General features: G+C 72.0%; 14 protein-coding genes. 4 read left to right on the top strand and 10 right to left on the bottom strand.

Going from position 1 to position 16611, the window contains the following annotated elements; genetic code table 11:
* Nucleotides 1-28: 28 nt before the first annotated feature.
* From ACJ9NR_RS38575 to ACJ9NR_RS38550, 6 genes are all read right to left on the bottom strand, one after another.
* Nucleotides 29-1126 carry a histidinol-phosphate transaminase gene (locus ACJ9NR_RS38575; RefSeq protein WP_412512781.1) on the bottom strand — a complete coding sequence of 366 codons (1098 nt, stop codon included), beginning with the start codon at nucleotides 1124-1126 and terminating at the stop codon, nucleotides 29-31.
* Nucleotides 1127-1129: 3 nt separating this feature from the next.
* The gene (locus ACJ9NR_RS38570) at nucleotides 1130-2149 is read right to left on the bottom strand and encodes a 3-oxoacyl-ACP synthase III family protein (RefSeq protein ID WP_412494547.1); all 1020 of its coding nucleotides are present in this window, start codon (nucleotides 2147-2149) and stop codon (nucleotides 1130-1132) included.
* Entirely contained in the window at nucleotides 2146-2802 is a 657-nt protein-coding gene (locus ACJ9NR_RS38565; RefSeq protein ID WP_412494548.1) for an SRPBCC family protein, read from the bottom strand. Before ACJ9NR_RS38565 ends, ACJ9NR_RS38570 begins: the two co-directional genes overlap by 4 nt.
* Nucleotides 2774-4615, bottom strand: coding sequence for a thiamine pyrophosphate-binding protein (locus ACJ9NR_RS38560; protein ID WP_412494549.1), 1842 nt, complete (start codon nucleotides 4613-4615; stop codon nucleotides 2774-2776). The genes ACJ9NR_RS38565 and ACJ9NR_RS38560 overlap by 29 nt, the downstream gene beginning before the upstream one ends.
* A complete protein-coding gene (locus ACJ9NR_RS38555) occupies nucleotides 4612-5628 on the bottom strand; it encodes a GlxA family transcriptional regulator (RefSeq protein WP_412494550.1) in 1017 nt (338 codons plus the stop codon). Before ACJ9NR_RS38555 ends, ACJ9NR_RS38560 begins: the two co-directional genes overlap by 4 nt.
* A gap of 394 nt (nucleotides 5629-6022) precedes the next feature.
* On the bottom strand, nucleotides 6023-6880 hold the full coding sequence (locus ACJ9NR_RS38550; protein ID WP_412494551.1) for a helix-turn-helix transcriptional regulator: 858 nt from the start codon (nucleotides 6878-6880) through the stop codon (nucleotides 6023-6025).
* A gap of 96 nt (nucleotides 6881-6976) precedes the next feature.
* Here ACJ9NR_RS38550 and ACJ9NR_RS38545 point away from each other — a divergent pair, with 96 nt between their 5' ends.
* Nucleotides 6977-7771, top strand: a complete 795-nt coding sequence (locus ACJ9NR_RS38545) for an SDR family NAD(P)-dependent oxidoreductase (protein WP_412494552.1) — start codon at nucleotides 6977-6979, stop codon at nucleotides 7769-7771.
* Nucleotides 7772-8051: 280 nt separating this feature from the next.
* Here the strand turns inward: ACJ9NR_RS38545 and ACJ9NR_RS38540 are convergent, their stop codons facing one another.
* The 3 genes from ACJ9NR_RS38540 to ACJ9NR_RS38530 all read right to left on the bottom strand — a co-directional run bounded on the left by ACJ9NR_RS38540 (nucleotide 8052) and on the right by ACJ9NR_RS38530 (nucleotide 12644).
* On the bottom strand, nucleotides 8052-9098 hold the full coding sequence (locus tag ACJ9NR_RS38540) for a metallophosphoesterase (RefSeq protein ID WP_412494553.1): 1047 nt from the start codon (nucleotides 9096-9098) through the stop codon (nucleotides 8052-8054).
* A 466-nt stretch (nucleotides 9099-9564) separates the two neighbouring features.
* A complete protein-coding gene (locus ACJ9NR_RS38535) occupies nucleotides 9565-11943 on the bottom strand; it encodes an ABC transporter permease (RefSeq protein WP_412494554.1) in 2379 nt (792 codons plus the stop codon).
* Nucleotides 11940-12644, bottom strand: coding sequence for an ABC transporter ATP-binding protein (locus ACJ9NR_RS38530; RefSeq protein ID WP_412494555.1), 705 nt, complete (start codon nucleotides 12642-12644; stop codon nucleotides 11940-11942). The genes ACJ9NR_RS38535 and ACJ9NR_RS38530 overlap by 4 nt, the downstream gene beginning before the upstream one ends.
* A 203-nt stretch (nucleotides 12645-12847) precedes the next feature.
* Here ACJ9NR_RS38530 and ACJ9NR_RS38525 point away from each other — a divergent pair, with 203 nt between their 5' ends.
* The 3 genes from ACJ9NR_RS38525 (at nucleotide 12848) to ACJ9NR_RS38515 (ending at nucleotide 16182) form a co-directional block, all read left to right on the top strand.
* Nucleotides 12848-14170: a sensor histidine kinase gene (locus ACJ9NR_RS38525; RefSeq protein ID WP_412494556.1), complete on the top strand. Its 1323-nt coding sequence runs from the start codon at nucleotides 12848-12850 to the stop codon at nucleotides 14168-14170.
* Nucleotides 14167-14862: a response regulator gene (locus ACJ9NR_RS38520; protein ID WP_412494557.1), complete on the top strand. Its 696-nt coding sequence runs from the start codon at nucleotides 14167-14169 to the stop codon at nucleotides 14860-14862. The genes ACJ9NR_RS38525 and ACJ9NR_RS38520 overlap by 4 nt, the downstream gene beginning before the upstream one ends.
* Nucleotides 14863-15108: 246 nt before the next feature.
* Nucleotides 15109-16182 carry a hypothetical protein gene (locus ACJ9NR_RS38515; RefSeq protein WP_412494558.1) on the top strand — a complete coding sequence of 358 codons (1074 nt, stop codon included), beginning with the start codon at nucleotides 15109-15111 and terminating at the stop codon, nucleotides 16180-16182.
* Nucleotides 16183-16332: 150 nt separating this feature from the next.
* On the opposite strand, the gene ACJ9NR_RS38510 is transcribed toward ACJ9NR_RS38515, so the two are convergent.
* Entirely contained in the window at nucleotides 16333-16545 is a 213-nt protein-coding gene (locus ACJ9NR_RS38510; protein WP_412494559.1) for a hypothetical protein, read from the bottom strand.
* Between the last annotated feature and the right edge of the window lie 66 nt (nucleotides 16546-16611).

The raw sequence follows: 16611 nt of genomic DNA, 5'->3' as shown, positions 1-16611 counted from the left end.
CGACTGCATCAGAGGCGCACGCCGCACGTCAGGACATCTGCTGGCTCCCACCTCTCAGCAGCCGTCGGTGGTGCGCGCCGACCGCTGCGTCCTGTCGCGCCCTCGGCGCACGCTCTTCCGACGCCGCCCGTCGGCTCACTCCTGCCAACGCGGCGAGCACGGCGTCGTTGGCCTCCCGGCTGCCGACAGTCAGCCGCAGTCCCTCACCGGGGTAGTGGCGAGCCTGGACACGGGCGGCGGTGAGTGCCGCCGCGGCTTGGTCGACCGGATCGGGGGCGGCGAACCAGACGGAGTTGGCGTGGCCCGGACGTATGTGCCAGCCACGCTGGTGGAGTCGGTGGTGGAGCCTGTCGCGCTCGGCGACGATGCTGTCCACACGCCGGCGCAGTTCGCCGGCGGCCTGCAGCGACGCCTTCACTGCCGCCGCCGCTACCGCGTTGATCCCGAAGGGCAGTTGGTGCCGGCGGACGCGTGCCACCAGATCGGGGGCCCCGAGTCCGTAGCCGACCCGCAGAGCGGCCAGGCCGTAGGCCTTGGAGAAGGTGCGCAGGACCAGCAGGTTGGGGTGATGATCAAGGAGGGCGGGGGTGTCCGGCAGGTCGGCGTCACGGGCGAACTCCACGTACGCCTCGTCGAGAAGCACGGTGATGTGGCGGGGAACCCGGCGCAGGAACCCCGCCAGCGCGTCGGGGGTGACCAGGGTCCCGGTGGGATTGTGCGGACTGCACAGCACCACGACGCGGGTGCGGTCGTCGAGCGCCGCGAGCAAGGCGTCCAGGTCCTGGCTTCCGTCCTGGGCCAGGGGTACGGGGACGGTGTGAGCACCGACCATGGCAGCGAGCAGGGGGTATGCGTCAAAGGTGCGCCAGGCGTAGGCCACTGTGTCGCCCGGCTCGACGACAGCCTGCAGCAACTGCAGGGCCACGCCCACCGACCCGCTGCCGACGGCGACGCGGTCGGGGCTCACCCGGCAGCATGCGGCGATCCGCTCGGTGAGTTCGTCGGGGTAGAACTGCGGGTACCGGTGGGCCTGCGCGACGGCACGCCGCATCGCCCTTCGGACCGAGGGCAGCGGAGGGTACGGGCTCTCGTTCAGGGCCAGTCGGTGCAGCACGGGCATGTACATGCTTCAGCCCCGCCCGCCGCGCCAGCGCACCGCGGCGGCGCCTGCGAAGTCGCCGGCATGAGCGAATCCCCCGAGGACCACCAGGTCGCCGTCCTGGACCTGCTGTGAGCGGATCGCACGGTCCAGGGTGACCGGGATCGCCGCTCCGAACAGATTCCCGTACGCGTCGAAGGTGTTCGGATGCCGTTCGGCGGGAAGCCGCAGCGCTTCTCGCCAGTTCCGCAGGAAGGTGCGGTTGGGCTGGTTGGTGATGAGGACGTCGATGTCGGTGGTCGCCACGCCGAGCCGCCGGCACAGCTCGGTGACCACCTCCGGCACGAGGCGGTTGCCACGCGCCAGGACCTTGGCGACGCCGGCGTCGGTGAACCCGATGCGCAGCTGGGACTTGCCCGGCTCCCAGTACTTGCGGCCGTCGTCGACCGCCACGGTCATGTCCCCGGCGTACTCACCGATATGCCGGGTCTCCACGTCCAGCACCGGGCTGTCGGCCGATGTCGTCACCCATCCCACACCGCAGCCGTCACCGGGGATCGCGGCCTGGGCGAGCCTGCGCACCTCGGACTGTGTGAACCACTGGCCCGCGGCGCTCTGCGCGTTGCAGACCAGAGCGGTCTTCGCGTCGGTGGTGGTGAGGATCTGCCGCGCCAGCTTCAACATGGACACGAAGGACGCGCAGCCCGCGTTGGCCACGTCGACGAGCCACTCCGGGTTCATGCCCAGGCGGCGTGCCACCTCGGTGCCCGCGCCCACGAACGGCAGGTCCGGCAGCTGGCTGTGCACCAGCAGCACGTCCACACCCCGGATCTCGTCCGCGCCGTGCCGTTCGATCAGGGGCTGCACGGCGCGCTCGACCATGTCGGCGTTGGTCTCGTCCGCCGCCACGTGGTGCCGTAACGGGGGGACCTTGAACATGGGGTGGCTGCGCAGCTTGTCCTCGGCTCCGGGGTAGTCGGTGTAGAAGTCCGCGGGGACCGGCTCGCCGGGCAGATAGCTCGCGACGTCGGTGAGGCTGACCGTGGTCACTGCTGCGCCACCGCCCGCACCGGAGCCACGCTGACGGGCAGGCCGTTGCGGTGGCGGTGTTCCAGGATCGCCTTGAGGTTGTTCATCTCCACGGTGTGGCCCGCGTAGAAGAGGTCCCAGAAGTTGCCCACCCAGGGCCGGTCCGGGCGAGGACTTTTGTCGGGGTGCGGGTTGTCGTCGTAGTAGGGGTGGCGGCAGTTGGTCCAGGTGATCACCGATCCCGGCTTGTCGAGCACCAGACGGGCGGGCACGACGCGCATCAGGTAGATCATCCACAGCTTGTCGCCCTGGTCCCAGGAGCAGTGGTAGTCCACGGTCATGGCTTCGGGATGGGCGACCACCTCGCAGTAGATCCGGGTGTCGTCCTCGAGCCGGTCGAAGCCGGCCCACAGCCCCGGTGCGCCGGCGGGGGCGAAGTCCCGCAGGCTGCAGGTCCACTCCTCCAAGTGGTGGCCCTGGCGCAGATAGTCGTACGCCTGCTCCGGGGGGCAGTCGACGTACTCGTGGATGGTGCAGTACTGCCCGTAGACCTGATGGTGGGGGTACACGGCATGGGTGAGCTCCATGCAGTGCGCGGTCAACTCCTCCTTGCCGGGGTTCTCGATCCGCATCAGGCCGGGGATGTCAGCCAATGTGGACGACGCCTCGCTCATACGAGCTCTCCTTGCTGTCGGTGGTTTCGGTACCTGGGGCGGCTTCCGTACCTGGGCCGGTTTCGGTGCCTGGGCCGGTGCCTGGGGCGGCTTCGGTGCCTGGGGCGGCTTCGACGAAGGACCGGAAAGGATGGAAGGGCGGGATCTCCGCTGGGTCGCAGTCCAGCGCGATGAACGCCGGGCCGTCGCCCTCGTTGCTGCGCAGCAGGGCACGGCGCAGGTGCGCGGCGTGGCCGGCGCCCGTGACCTCCAGGGACGGGAAGGCAGCGGCCACGCCGGCGGCGAGGTCGGTCCGGGAGAAGAGGTCGTCGCCGCGGACGCCGCCCTGGATGAACCGCTCGCGCACCGCGCACATGGCATGGGCGTTGTTGTTGAAGACGACGAAGGTCACGGGTGCGGCGTACTCCACTGCCGTGTGCACCTCCATCCCGTGCATGAAGAAGGCCCCGTCCCCGGCGAGTACGTAGGTGCGTCGGCCGGTGGCGAGTGCGGCGCCGATCGCGGCACCGAAGGTGTAGCCCATGCCTCCCATACCGACCGCCACCACGAAGCGGCCGTGGCGCGGTGCCGGGAGGAGGTGGACCGCGCTGGCCCCGGCGTTGCCGGCGTCCACGAAGACGTGCGCATCATGGGGAAGGGCCGCCTGCACCGCGGCAACTGCTTCGGGATAGGGAATGGTTCGGCCCCGGGCCGGAGCATCCGGGCCCGGCACGGCTGTGGGGAGCGGCCCGGCGTGCGGCGGGCAGGCACGTGGCCGCGGGGGGAGCCGGCCGGTCACCGCGCGCAGCGCGTCCGGCAGATGCCCGATCAGTGCGGCGCCCGGCACGAACGGCGGTTCGGGGCCGAGACTGACGACGTCGGCCGCGGTCAGGGCCTGTTCCAGGCCCCCGCGTGCCAGGGACGGCAGCCGGGTGCCGACCAGCAGGCACACGTCGGCCCGCCGCAGACAGTCTTCGACGTTCGCATGGCCCATCACCCCGGCTACGCCCGCGAATCGGGGATCGCTGTTGTCGAAGACGTCCTTGGCGTCCGGGGTCACCGCCACCCACGCCCCCAGGCTCCGGGCCAGTTCGGCCACTTCCGCACGTGTGTCGGTGGCGGCGACGTCGTCACCGGCGATGACGAGGACGCGGTCGGCCCGGCCGAGGATGTCCGCCACCGCTGTGACGGCGTCGGGGTCGAACCGCGTCACCGAGGCCGTCGGCACCGGCGCCGCTTCCGGCGCCCGTGCCGTGCCGCGGCCGGGCACCTGGATCCGTGCCTGCTGCACGTCCTTGGGCAGCAGCAGGACCACCGGCCCTCGTGGATCGGCTTGCGCCGCCGCTACCGCCCGGGGCAGCACTTCCGTGATCGAGGCCGCGTCATCGACCCGCGCGCAGAACCGGGAGACCGGTGCGAAGACCTCCCGGGCGTCGAAGGAGCCCGCCTTGCCGCTGGTGTCCTGGAACGCCCCGTGGCCCTCCTGGTCGGTCGGCGGCTGGCCCACCAGGGCCAGCACGGGAACCCGGGAGGCGTACGCCTCGGCCAGGCCAGGCAGGAGGTTCATGGCGCCGCCGCCCGAAGTGGCCGCAACGACTCCGAGGCGCCTGGAGGTACGGGCGCATCCATCCGCCATCGTGACGGCGGAGAACTCGTGTTTGGCGACGACGCCACGGATGTCGTCGGCGCGGTGAACGGCGTCGTACAGGTCCTCGATGTTCGCGCCACCGACCCCGAACACGTGAGTGGCGCCGGCCCGGGCGAGTTCCCCGGCCAGGTAGTCGACCAGCCGTACCGTTGCGTCCTCGGGTAAGTCCCCGGCCGTTGTGGTCATACGGCGCTCCTGTTCGTCTCGTGGTGCGGGTCGATGAAGCCGGATGGCGAGATGGGCTGAAAGCGGTGCCGGTATTCCTTCGGGGTGAGTCCGAGGGTCCGCCCGAAGGAGCGGAAGAAGGTCTCGGGGGCGCCGAATCCGCAGCGGCGCGCTATCTGGCCGATCGCCAGGTCGGTGGTTTCCAGCAGTTCGCGGGCGCGGGCGATACGGGTGCGCTCGATGTACTGGCCGGGGGTCGTGCCCGTCTCGCGTCGGAAGACACGGGAGAAGTTGCGCAGGCTCATGTTGGCTCGCCGGGCGATCTCGGCGACGGGTAAAGGGTTGTGCAGGTTCTCGAGAATCCACTCCTGCGCGGCCCGGATCGGCGGATGGTCGGCCAACTGGGCGTCGAGGACCGTGCTGAACTGCGCCTGTCCTCCGTGCCGCTTGAGGAACAGCACCAGGAACCGTGCCGTCTGCAGCGCGAGCGCCGCACCGTGATCGGCCTCCACCAGAGCCAGTGCCATGTCGATCCCCGTCGACACCCCGGCGGAGGTCACGAACGGGCCGTCCCACACGAAGATCGGCTCGGCGTCCACCCTCACATCCGGATAGCGGCGGGCCAGCGCCTCGCTGTAGGCCCAGTGCGTGGTCGCGCGTCTGCCGTCGAGAAGGCCGGCTTCGGCGAGCAGGAAGGATCCGCCGCATACGGAGGCGACCCTGCGGGACCGGGCCGCCGCCTGACGGATCCAGGAGACCAGCGCCCTGTCCTCAAGCGCGCTGCTGAGGCTCCATCCGCCCGGCACGAGGAGCGTGTCGATCGGGCCCTCCCCCACCTCCAGCTGCGCGGCCTCCAGCAGCATCCCGGAACTCATGCGCACCAGTGGTGCGTCGGCGGAGACGAAGTCGATCCGGTAGGGGGCTCCCGCCGGGGCAAGGAACCGGTTGGCGGTATCGAACACTTCAATGGGTCCGGTGATGTCCAGCGCCATGGCGCCCGCGTACACCACCACCACAACACGTCGCTCAAACACGGTCACAGCCTGTATCGACCCTGGGACTGGCTGCAATGACAGATCATTGACGTATCCGGCCAACGCGCAGTCGTCGAGTCCGTGAGAGCGGTGCTGGCCAGGCAGTTCGGAGGGCGGACGGACAGCGGTGGGTGAGGCAGCTCACAGGGCGCCGACCGCGCGCCTCCACTCCCCCGGCGGACGCAGTGTCAACGTTCAACGTCCACGACCAGGTCGTGGTTCATGAGCGAACCATTCTGTCCCAGCGGGAACGGACCACTCCGGGCCGCAGCCTCACGTCCGTCGTGGGAGCCGGGTTCTGGCACCGCTTGATGCCTTGCGGCAGAAGGCGCGGTGTGCCTCTCGTGGTGCGGCGGAGGCGCCGATGTCGCCCATGTCCGAGATCGCTCGGTTTTCAGTCCTGTGGTTCGGTCGGCGCGCTCGCCAAGGTGGCCCAGCTGGCCAGGATGGGCAGCATCCGGGCCGTGGACGAGTCGGGTTCGACGGTGTACACCACGAGGTGCTGATCGGGTGCGTGGGGTGCGGTGACGATCTCGATGTCGAAGTCGAGGAGCCCGGCCTCGGGATGGGCGATGCGTTTGGGCACCGAAGCGTAGTCACGTACGGTGTGGTCGTCCCACCAGCGGGCGATGTCCGGGTCGGTACGCCGCAGGTCCTGCACGGCGGCGATGAGCCGCTGGTCGCCTGGCCGCCTGCCGGCCTCCATACGCATCGCGGCGACCGACCGGGCGCCGAACTCGGCCCAGTTGACGATGCGCTCCCGGGCCAGGGGATCGCGGAACAGGTAGTTCATGAAGGACGAGCCCGGCGGCAGAGCACGTCCGAGAACCGCCTGCAGCAGCGCGTTGCGCGCGAGCACCTCGGCGCGCTGGCCGAGCAGCAGCACCGGTACGTGGTCCAGGGTCGCGGCCAGGCGCAGCAGTCCCGGATCGGGGCGTTGCACCTCCGGTGCCGGTCGGCGGGTCCGGGTCGCCGGAGCCGCGAGGTCACGGAGATGCGCGGCTTCGACCTCGTTCAGCCGCAGAGCCCGTGTCAGCGCGGCGAGCACGGACTCCGAGACCGTCGGCTGCCGGCCCTGTTCCAGCCGGCTGTAGTGGTCGGTGCTCAGGCCCGCCAGCATGGCCAGTTCCTCCCGGCGCAGACCGGGCACACGCCGGGGACCGGGAAACGCGTCGATGCCGGCCTGGGCGGGCGTGAGCCTGTCCCGGCGGGCCCGCAGGAAGGCACCGAATGCGGAGCGGTCGTGACTCATTGCTTCACACTACGGCCCGTCGGCGCCGTCCTGCCTGGTCATGCCGAGGGAACACTCGCGCTGGTCGCGTACCGGCGGGGCCCGTGCAATGGCGTCATGACCTCATCACGCGCATCCCAGCCCTCTCAGCACGTACTGCCGTTGCACGGCCGCAGCGCGGTCGTGACCGGATCGACCAGCGGCATCGGTGCCGCCATCGCCCGCGTGCTCGCGGCACGCGGTGCCCATGTGATCACCAGCGGCCGGGACCCGCGGCGCGGCGAGGAGGTGATCGGCGGCATTCGCGCCGCGGGCGGCAAGGCCGACTTCGTCCCCGCCGACCTTGCGGGCAACCCCGACGCGGTGCGCGCGTTCGCCGCACGGGCGACGGCAGCCGCGGGCGGGCGGGTGGACATCCTGGTGAACAACGCCGGCCTGTATCCCGCCACATCCACGCCGGATCTCCCCGACGACGACCTTGAGGCGATGCTCGCGGTCAACATCCGCGCACCGCACGTGCTCGTCGGCCAGATGGCGCCGGACATGGCGGTCCGGGGCGCCGGGGTGATCGTGACGATCGGATCGTGGATGGCCGCCGTGGGAAGTCCGTTCGCCGCTCTCTACACCGCCACCAAGGCCGCCGACGAGCAGATGACCCGGACCTGGGCCGCCGAATTCGGCCCACGCGGGGTCAGGGTCAACGCCGTCGCTCCCGGCGTCACCCTGACCCCCGGGAACGAGAGCGCCCGCCCGATTATCGAACGCATGACCGCCACGACTCCGGCCGGAGTCCCGATCGCTCCCGAGGACATCGCCCACGCCGTCGCCTTCCTCGTCTCCGACGAAGCCCGCATGATCCACGGCACCACCCTCTACGTCGACGGCGGCATCACCACCACCCGCCCGGCCTGAGCCCAGGAAACGAGCACGCCGGGCGCCACGCGTCGGCGACCGCCCCGCCCCGGACGACGGCCCACAGGGCTACCCGGCCCAGACGCTGCGGACCATATGGGCTGTGCGACCCCGCATCGGTGCATGCCTGTCGTCAACCACCTCGGCCAGGAGGACCGCCTTGACGATCCGCGAGACGGGATCTCCGAGAGCGGTCCCCTCGCGGTCCGGACGGCGGGACGGCGACACGGCGTCGGCGGCGGTCCGTTGGCCACCGGGCCGCCGCCCACGCCCCCGCGCGTCAGGATCCCGAGCCCGCCAGGGGGACCCGGGTCCAGCTGAGGACCTGGGGGCTGTGCGGCCGGACAGTGACCTTCAGATAGTCCTTGGCGTTCTTGGAGCCGTCGACGGTGATGCGGTGCAGGTTGGGCACGGCGCCGGTCAGGTGGTAGAAGGACGGCCACGGCGAGCCTGCGGCCAGCGGCTGGTCGCTCTGGTAGAGGTGGCTGTCGCCGTTGAAGAGGTAGACCGGGCCGTGGAAGGCGGCCGACTCCCGGGCGATGGCGGCGACGATCGGCTGGAAGGCGTAATAGTCGGCGTAGGAGGGATCGCTGACGGTCGGGTCGAACATGTCGGCCTGCATCATCAGGGCCACAGCCCGGTCGTGATGGCGGCGGGCGGAGGCGAAGGTGTCACGGATGGACTCGATCACCGACGCCGTACGGGCCAGCACTTCGGCGGTCTGCTCGGGAGTGGGCCGGGTGTTGCCGGTCCACGGCTCCATGCTGTTGTTGCTGCCCACCACGTCGACCGCGGCGAACGCGACTCCGGCGCGCGTGTAGCGGACATTCTCCGGGACACCCTCGTCTGCCTGCGAGGCCACCCGCACGCTGTGCCGGCCGAGGGTGAAGCCGGGCCGGGCGAAGAACACCTGGCGGATCTTGGCGAGGCGCTCCAACGGGTTGTACGAGCCGTTGTTCGGCCGGTGGCAGTCGGTCCACTCGTTGTCGCCCACCGTGTACACCAGCGGGTCCTTGAACTGGTCGAAGTCCGACTTGACCATCTGGAAGTACGCGTCGCTGCACTCCGTCGAGCCGTTCTTGATGTCCCCGAGGTGCGAGACGAAGGTGACGTCGGGGTCGGCGTTGATCTGGCTGATGACGTGCGGGAAGTCGGCGATCTCGGCGTCGCCATAGGGCATGTCGCCGATCACCGCGAAGGTGAACGGTGTGTCGTCGCTGCCGGCGCCGGCGGCGCGAGGGCCGGCCGAGGCGCTTCCGGCGGACACGGCGAGCGCGAGCAGGCTCAGGGCGGCGGTGGCCGACAGGACGGGGCGCCAGGATCTCATCGGATTCTCCCTCAGGGACTAGCGGCCCGGGGCGGGCCGAAGGCACGGCTGGTCAGCGGCCGGCGTGGGGACGGCGGTACGGCCCGCGGCAGGCGCGGGCCGCAGCCGGTGATCGGCCCGGCGGAAGTCTGGCGGCCCCGGTCGGTATCGGAATCAGCCGGTGCGCGGACGGGCGGTGAACTCTTGGCGGCGCTTCGGTGGCGGGTCCGGGGCCATTCGAGCGCGAGCGCCGGATCCGGTGGCCCGAAACGCGCGTACTGCCATCCGGCGTTCCGCGTCCCAGCGTCACGCGGGCTCCGATCGTTCACCTGGTCCCTTCCCACTCCGCACGCCCCAAGCACGTATGCCCTGCGTGTTCGCGGGAGTTGACCACGAGTCACAGCCGGCCACAGATGTCTGCACGGTCGTCTGGGACGGCCTCAGGGTCTGCCGGACGCCATCGAGGCTGTCCGGCCGCCCTCGTGCGTCACTCGGTCCGAAGCGTCGTCGCCGTGTCCGCCCGGGCCGCCCAGCCCGCCGGAAGCAGGGCGCCCGCCGTCGCGACGACGATGCCGCCGAGGGCGAGCGGGAAGAGTACGGGCGAGTGGTAGACGGCGATGACCGAGCCGGGCAGGTTCATGCCGATGGCGTGGCCCATCAGCGGGGTGACGAAGTGGTGCAGGGCCACACCGAGCGGCACCCCGACGACTCCGGCGAGCAGGCCGACTCCGGCCACCGAGGTGATCACCATGGCGAGGACCTGACGCGGTGTCATCCCTACGGCCTTCATGACACCCAGGTCGCGGACGCGCTCACGCGTGTCGAGAACCACGGTGTTGAGCACGCCCAGGCCCGCGACCACGACGAGCATGCCGGTGAGGATGGCGATCAGCCCGTCCATGGCCACGATCACGCCGGACTTGCCGGTGTCGGCGGCGCTCGCGACGGCACCGGTGGGGTCCAGCGCCGAGTTCAGCGCCGTCAGGTAGGAGCCCAGCGAGACGCCCCGTGCCGGCTGCAGGAAGTACTGGCTCGGTGCGGCGTCGAGTCCGAGTGCGGTGAGCGTGGCGGCCGGGGTGAGGACCTCCATGCCCTGGTTCTCGGTGAAGAACGCCTCGCCGACGATGCGTACGGAGGTGCTCCGGCCGGTCGTGGACAGGGCCAGGGTGTCCCCGACGCGCAGCTGGGCGGCGTGCAGGAACCGGGTCGTGACCACGGCCTGCCCCGGGCCGGTGAGCCAGCTCCCCGAGACCATCCGTGGCGCGGCCCACGAGGCGTCGCCCCGGTAGGCCGTCACCTCCGTGCGTCCGGTGATCCCGGACGCATGGACCTGGGCCGTCGCGGTGCCGTAGAACCGCCGGGTGTCCTGCTGTTGCCGAAGGACCGCGGTGACCTTGGCCGGGTCGGCCCGTTTCGCGTCGGCGCCGACGTGCACCACCTGGGCTCCGGGCCGACCGTGTCCGCCGGCTGTGGAGACCACCACCGGTGCGGCCGCGTTCAGTTCACGGCTCGACTGGACGGAGCCCAGCGTCAGAGCCAGTCCGGTTCCGAACGTCACGGTGACGGCGGCGAGGCCGACCGCCGCCGCCGTGGTCAGGGACCGTGCCGGGCGGGCGAAGGGGTGCGCCAGACCGAGGCTGACGGCGCGCGGCAGCGGCAGCCGTCCCACGAGCCGCCGTACCCGCCGCCCTCGCCCGGCTCCCGGTGCGCGCCCGAGGGTGATCGCCTCCACGGTGCGCAGCCGCCCGGCGCGCAGAGCGGGCCCGAGAGCGGCGCCCGCGACCAGAACGAGCGCCGTGGCGGGCACCACGACGTCGATCCACCAGGGAATCGACGAGGAGGCACCGCCGTAGACGCGGTCGGTCTCCGCGAGTGCGGGCTGCGCCAGCAGATTGCCCAGGACGACGCCCAGGACGCAGCCGGCCGCCGCCGGGACCAAGGCCTGTGCCACGTACGCCCGGACGATGTGGCCCGGGGTGAAGCCGAGCGACTTCAGCACGCCGATCCGCCAGGTGGCCGCGCCGACCGCGCCGCTGACGACGATGCCGATGACCAGGACCGACATGGCGAGTCCCAGAATCCCGAAGGCCGCCACGAACGGCACGAACGCCATCGCGTTCGCGGTCGCCTGCCGACGGACGGTCAGACAGGACAGTGTGCCGGTCAGCGCGCCCTTCGGCACGGCGGCGCCGATCGCGGTGCGGTGGGCGGAGATCTGCGCGTCGGTGGACGCGTCACCGAAGCGGTACAGCATCTGGTACGTGGGGCCGGCGCCCCGCACGCTCAGCGCCTTGGCCTGCGCCGGAGTGACCCAGGCCTCGGCGGAGCCGGTCACCGACCTGGCCAGCCCGACCACGGTCAGCATCGGGCGGCCCGGCAGACCGGAGACCTCCAGCCGGGCGCCCGGCTGGAGGGGCACCCCGCCGTACGCCAGCACGATCTCGCCCGGCCGGGTGGCCCAGCGGCCGGTGACGAGGCCGAGCCGGTCGACGGGGCCGCCCTGGTCCGCGCGCCCGACGACGGTGAGCGGGGGCAGGGTGACGCCTTCCGGGAGGGCGCCGGAGGCCGACGCGGTGCGCACGTTCAATGTGAGGGTGCGGAAGGGGCCGGCCGCGGCGGTCACGCCGGAGGTGCGCGCGGTGGCGGTGAGTCGGGCGGCACTCGCCTTCGTGCCGTCGAACTGCGCGGTCAGCTGCGCGCCGCGCTGTGCGGCCATGGCGTGGTCGAACGGCGCCCGGGAGGCGACCAGCAGCCCGGCGGCGACGACCGACGCGGTGACGGCCATGAGCGAGGTCAGCGCCATGACCAGGGTCTGCACGCGGCGCCGTGTGACACCGGCGCGCACCACCCGGCCCAGGGCGCTCATCGGGTCACCGCCGCGGCGTGGTGGGTGTCCCGGACGATCCGGCCGTCGACCAGTTCGACCGTCCGGGTCGCGCAGGCCTCGGCCAGGTTCAGATCGTGGGTGACCAGCACGATCGTCTGCCCCGTGGCGTTGAGGTCGGTCAGCAGCTCGCGTACGTCCTCGCCGGAGGCCGTGTCCAGGGCTCCGGTGGGCTCGTCGGCGAGCAGCAGCGCCGGGCGGTTCATCAGAGCCCGTGCCACGGCGACCCGTTGGCGCTCGCCACCGGAGAGCCTGGCCGGGTGCGTGGCGGCGTGGCGGTCGATGCCGAGGTGCTCCAGCAGCCCCGCGGCGCGCCGGCGGGCCTCCGCCCGGGGCAGGCCTGCCAGCTGGGCGGGCAGCAGCACGTTGTCGAGGACGGTCAGGTCGTCGAGCAGGTTGAAGAACTGGAAGACCATGCCGATCCGGGTCCGCCGGTACTGGGCCGACCGCGTCTCGCCGAGCTCGTCGACCCGCAGCCCGTCGACCGTGACGCTGCCGGTGCTGGGCCGGTCGAGTCCGGCGATCAGGTTCAGCAGCGTCGACTTGCCGCTGCCGGAGGGCCCGAGCACGGCGACGGCCTCCCCGGCGTGCACGGTGAGGCTCACGTCGGTGAGCGCGGGCGGCCCTTCGCCGTAGCGCCTGGTCACCTCGCGGACGGCGATGACGGGCGGCTGCACTGTCATGGTCTCTCCCTGGCCTGGTGGCTGTCGGTCGGCCCGAAGCTAGAGGCAGGAGGGCGCCGGGGGCGTCGGCTGCGGGGGCGAGACCGGTTGCCGTACCGGGATGACCCCGTGGGCGTGTCATCCTTGCGATGTATGCGCGAGATGCACGGCGCCTCGTCTTCCTGAGGGATGTGGCCCGACCGGGGGCTTGTCACACTGGGCGCATGCGAGGGGCTGTGGGGGCGGAGTTCGTACAGCGGTGGCGCACGGCGGTCACGGCGATGCTGCGTCCGGGGCCGCTGCCGCGGCCGTCCCGGTGGATGTGGACGGCCGACGCGATCCTCGCCGTCGTCCTGGCGGCCTGCACGGTGGTCGCCGTGCGGCGGCAGAGCGGCGGTCCGGCGCCGGGGCAGGCGGTGCTGGTGCCGCCGGTGGTACTGCAGGTGCCGCAGCCACCGGCCGCTCCCTACCCGCCGGCGGGCCTGGTGCGGGGCCTCGGCGAGGTCGGGCCCGGGCTGCTGGTCCTGGCGGCCCTCACCGCGCTGCCCCTGGTGGTGCGCCGGCGGTATCCGCTGACCGCGTTCTGGGCCGTGGTCGTCGTGGGCCTGGCGTTCAACCACCGCGCGGGCGGCGGCAACGCCACCGTGTACACGTTCCTGTCGTGCGTGATGGCCGCCTACAGCGCCGCCGTCCACAGCCCCTACCGGCTGCGCACGCTCACCGCCCTGCCGATCGGCGCCATCGCGCTGGCCGTGCGGCACGACGAGAACCTGCCGGCCTTCACCTCCGGTCTGGTGCCCTTCCTCGCCCTGCTCGGGGTGGGCCTCGCGGCCAACGCCGTGCACGCAGGGAAGCAACGGCTGTCCGTCCTGCAGGAGGAGCACGAGGCCGCCACCCGGCGGGCGGTGGACCGCGAACGCGCCCGTATCGCACGTGAGTTGCACGACGTCGTCACCCACAATGTGAGCGTGATGGTGATCCAGGCCGGCGCGGCCCGCAAGGTGATGGACAGCGCGCCCGACCGGGCCCGTGAGGCGCTGCTGGCCGTCGAGGCGGGCGGCCGTACCGCGATGACCGAACTGCGCCACGTCATGGGCCTGCTCGCGATGTCCGGTGACGACACCGAACCGGCCGCCGACCCCGATCTGGCCCCGCAGCCGGGCCTGGGCCAACTCCCTTCCCTCACCGACCGTTTGCGGGAAACCGGCGTCCCGGTCGAGCTGACCGTCACCGGCGCCCCTCCCCCGCTGCCCCCGGGCGCCGACCTGGCCGCCTACCGCGTCGTGCAGGAGGCGCTCACCAACGTCGTCAAGCACGCGGCCGGCGCGCGGGTGCGCGTCGCCGTCGACCACGTTCCCGGTGTCGTGCGCATCGCGGTGTCCGACACCGGCGGCACCTCGGCGGCCCCGGCCGGCCCCGGCGGCGGGCGCGGACTGATCGGCCTGCGTGAACGTCTGGCCGTCCACGGCGGCACCCTGCGGGCCGGTGAGCGTGCCACCGGCGGCTTCGAGGTCAGTGCCGTCATCCCGGTCGAGGAGCCCGTGTGAGCGGGGCGCCGCGCGTGGTCATCGTCGACGACCAGGCGCTCGTCCGCACCGGCTTCGGCATGATCCTGACGGCCGACGGGATCGACGTGGTCGCCGAGGCCCGCGACGGCGACGAGGCGATCGACGTGGTCGCCCGCACCCGTCCCGACCTGGTGCTGATGGACATCCGGATGCCGGGCACCGACGGCCTGGAGGCCACCCGGCACATCCTCTCCGGCGCGTTGCCGGACCCACCCCGCGTGATCATGCTGACCACGTTCGACCTGGACCGTTACGTGTACGCCGCCCTCACCGCCGGAGCCAGCGGCTTCCTGCTGAAGGACGTCACCCCCGAACACCTCGTCGCCGCCGTCCGCCTCGCCCGCACCGGGGACGCGCTGCTCGCCCCGGCCATCACCCGGCGTCTGGTCGAACGCTTCGTCTCCCGCGACACCCCGGCCCCCGCCCTGCACCGCGACCTGTCGGTACTCACACCCCGGGAGCTCGAGGTCCTGCGGGCCCTCGGCACCGGTTTGAGCAACGCCGAACTCGCCATCCGGTTCAGCCTGAGCGAAGCCACCGTGAAGACCCATGTGGCCCGCATCCTGGCCAAGTTGCGCCTGCGCGACCGTGCCCAGGCCGTCGTCGTGGCCTACGAGACCGGGCTGATCGTGCCGGGGGCGGGCGGCCCCACATCGACCAGCGGGCCGTGACACGCCCGGACGTGACGTCGCGTCGGCGAGGGGGCGGCCGCGTGCCTCGCGATGGTCCGCAGGGGGCGCCGCCCCGGGCCCGGCCGGCGGCGTCACGACGCCCAAGGGCGTGATCACCGCCCGTCACACCTGCCGCTGAGGCTCGAGACGGTCGCGCCGTGCAGGGCGGTTTCCGTCGGGACCCTGTTCCATCACGTCTGGGCCACGGCCCGCACCCCGTCGATGACGACAGGGAAGCGTGAAGGCATGGGGCGATACGGGGGACGAGGCGGAGTCTGGCGCAGTTGCCTGGGGATTTTCGTCATCGCTCTGGTGCTGGTGTGCGCCATCGGGGCCTGGGTCTTCCTCAGGCTCAGCCACGACCGGCACGTCGCCCTCGGCCGCATGGAGGACACGGTGGCGGCCACGAAGTCCCGCCTGGAGCGGTCCGCCGTCGACGGCGACCTGCTCGGTACCGAGATCGAACGGGACCTGCCTCTGGACGAGCGCTACAGGCAGGTGCCCCCGAACGAGGTGCGGCGGGCGGGGCGGATCGTCACGGTCATCGCGCAGTTCACCGGCAATCCCCCGGGCCTGACCTGGCGCGGCACCGACGTCACCGGCTGCTACCGCTTCCGCAGTGTGCCGCCTTCCGTCTCCGTGAGCCGCCTTCCTGACGACAGCTGTCACTACCTGTACCGCCACTACCCCGCTCCCGCGGCCGTCGCCCGGGACGTCGTCACCGAGATGCGGACCAGCGTCGAACGGGCCGGACTCGGGGCGGTTCCCGCCGCCGACGTGTGGCACAGCCCGGGCCTGGACCTGGTGCACATGGAAGCCGGCAAGGGCCGGTTCGCCGCACGCGCCCTTCTGCTCCGGGACCTCGACGCTCCGCAGTGCTACGAGTTCCGCGCCCGGGCCGAGCCGTCCTCCGTCACCGGCCGGCGCATCGCCCGGCAGCAGTGCGCATCCCGTCAGCAGAACGACTGGGCGACGCTCAGCGCGGCCGCCGGCAACGCCGAACTCGAAGCGAGCGCGGGGAAGATCGAGCAGCGCATCCGGCGTGCCGTCGCGGACGGCCGCCTGACCGACGCCGAACTCGAGCGGGCCCTCGCCCTGCCCAGAACCGACGGGCGGGGCCGGCCGGTGATGCGCGAGCCCGTGGGCGTGCTTCTGGCGAGGCGGCAATCGGCCACCGAGGTCGTCCTCACAGCCAAGATCGAGAACTGGCAGCAGTACGTGACAGGCCCGGGCTGCTACGAGTTCCGCGCCAGCCTCACCCGGCGGTCCGTGACGCGTCTACGCATGGGGAACAACTGCCTGAGCCTGCCCTCACCATGAGTGATCTCGTCCTGGAGGGCCTGGCCACCGGCCGGGGCGAGAGTGATCCACCGTACGGGAGGCGCCGAACGGACCGGACGGGCGACGCGGGCCTGGATCGCAGGCCGCGCGTCGCCCGCCCGGCAGGAGGGCCGACGACCGAGGAGGCGGTCAGGCCCAGCTGGCCATGGTCGGGGTGGGGTCGCCGACAGCCACCGCGGTGATGACCAGAGTGCCCACGGTCAGGCCGGCCAGGATTCTCGCCCGTCGTCCGCGCGTGTCCTTGCCACCGGTGCCTCCCTGCGACTCGATGCCGGACTCCGCCCCCGGCTCCAGCTCCCCGAAGTCCTGTCCCTGTCCCTGTCCCTGTCCCTGCTGCTGCATCCTGTGCTCCCCTCTCGGTGTTTCTTCGTGTGGGTCGGTTCGGTATCAGTGGGTCGGTTCGGTGGT

It is taken from the genome of Streptomyces sediminimaris (assembly GCF_047049295.1).
Taxonomy (GTDB): domain Bacteria; phylum Actinomycetota; class Actinomycetes; order Streptomycetales; family Streptomycetaceae; genus Streptomyces; species Streptomyces sediminimaris.
This window is presented reverse-complemented; position numbering and strand designations above follow the sequence as displayed.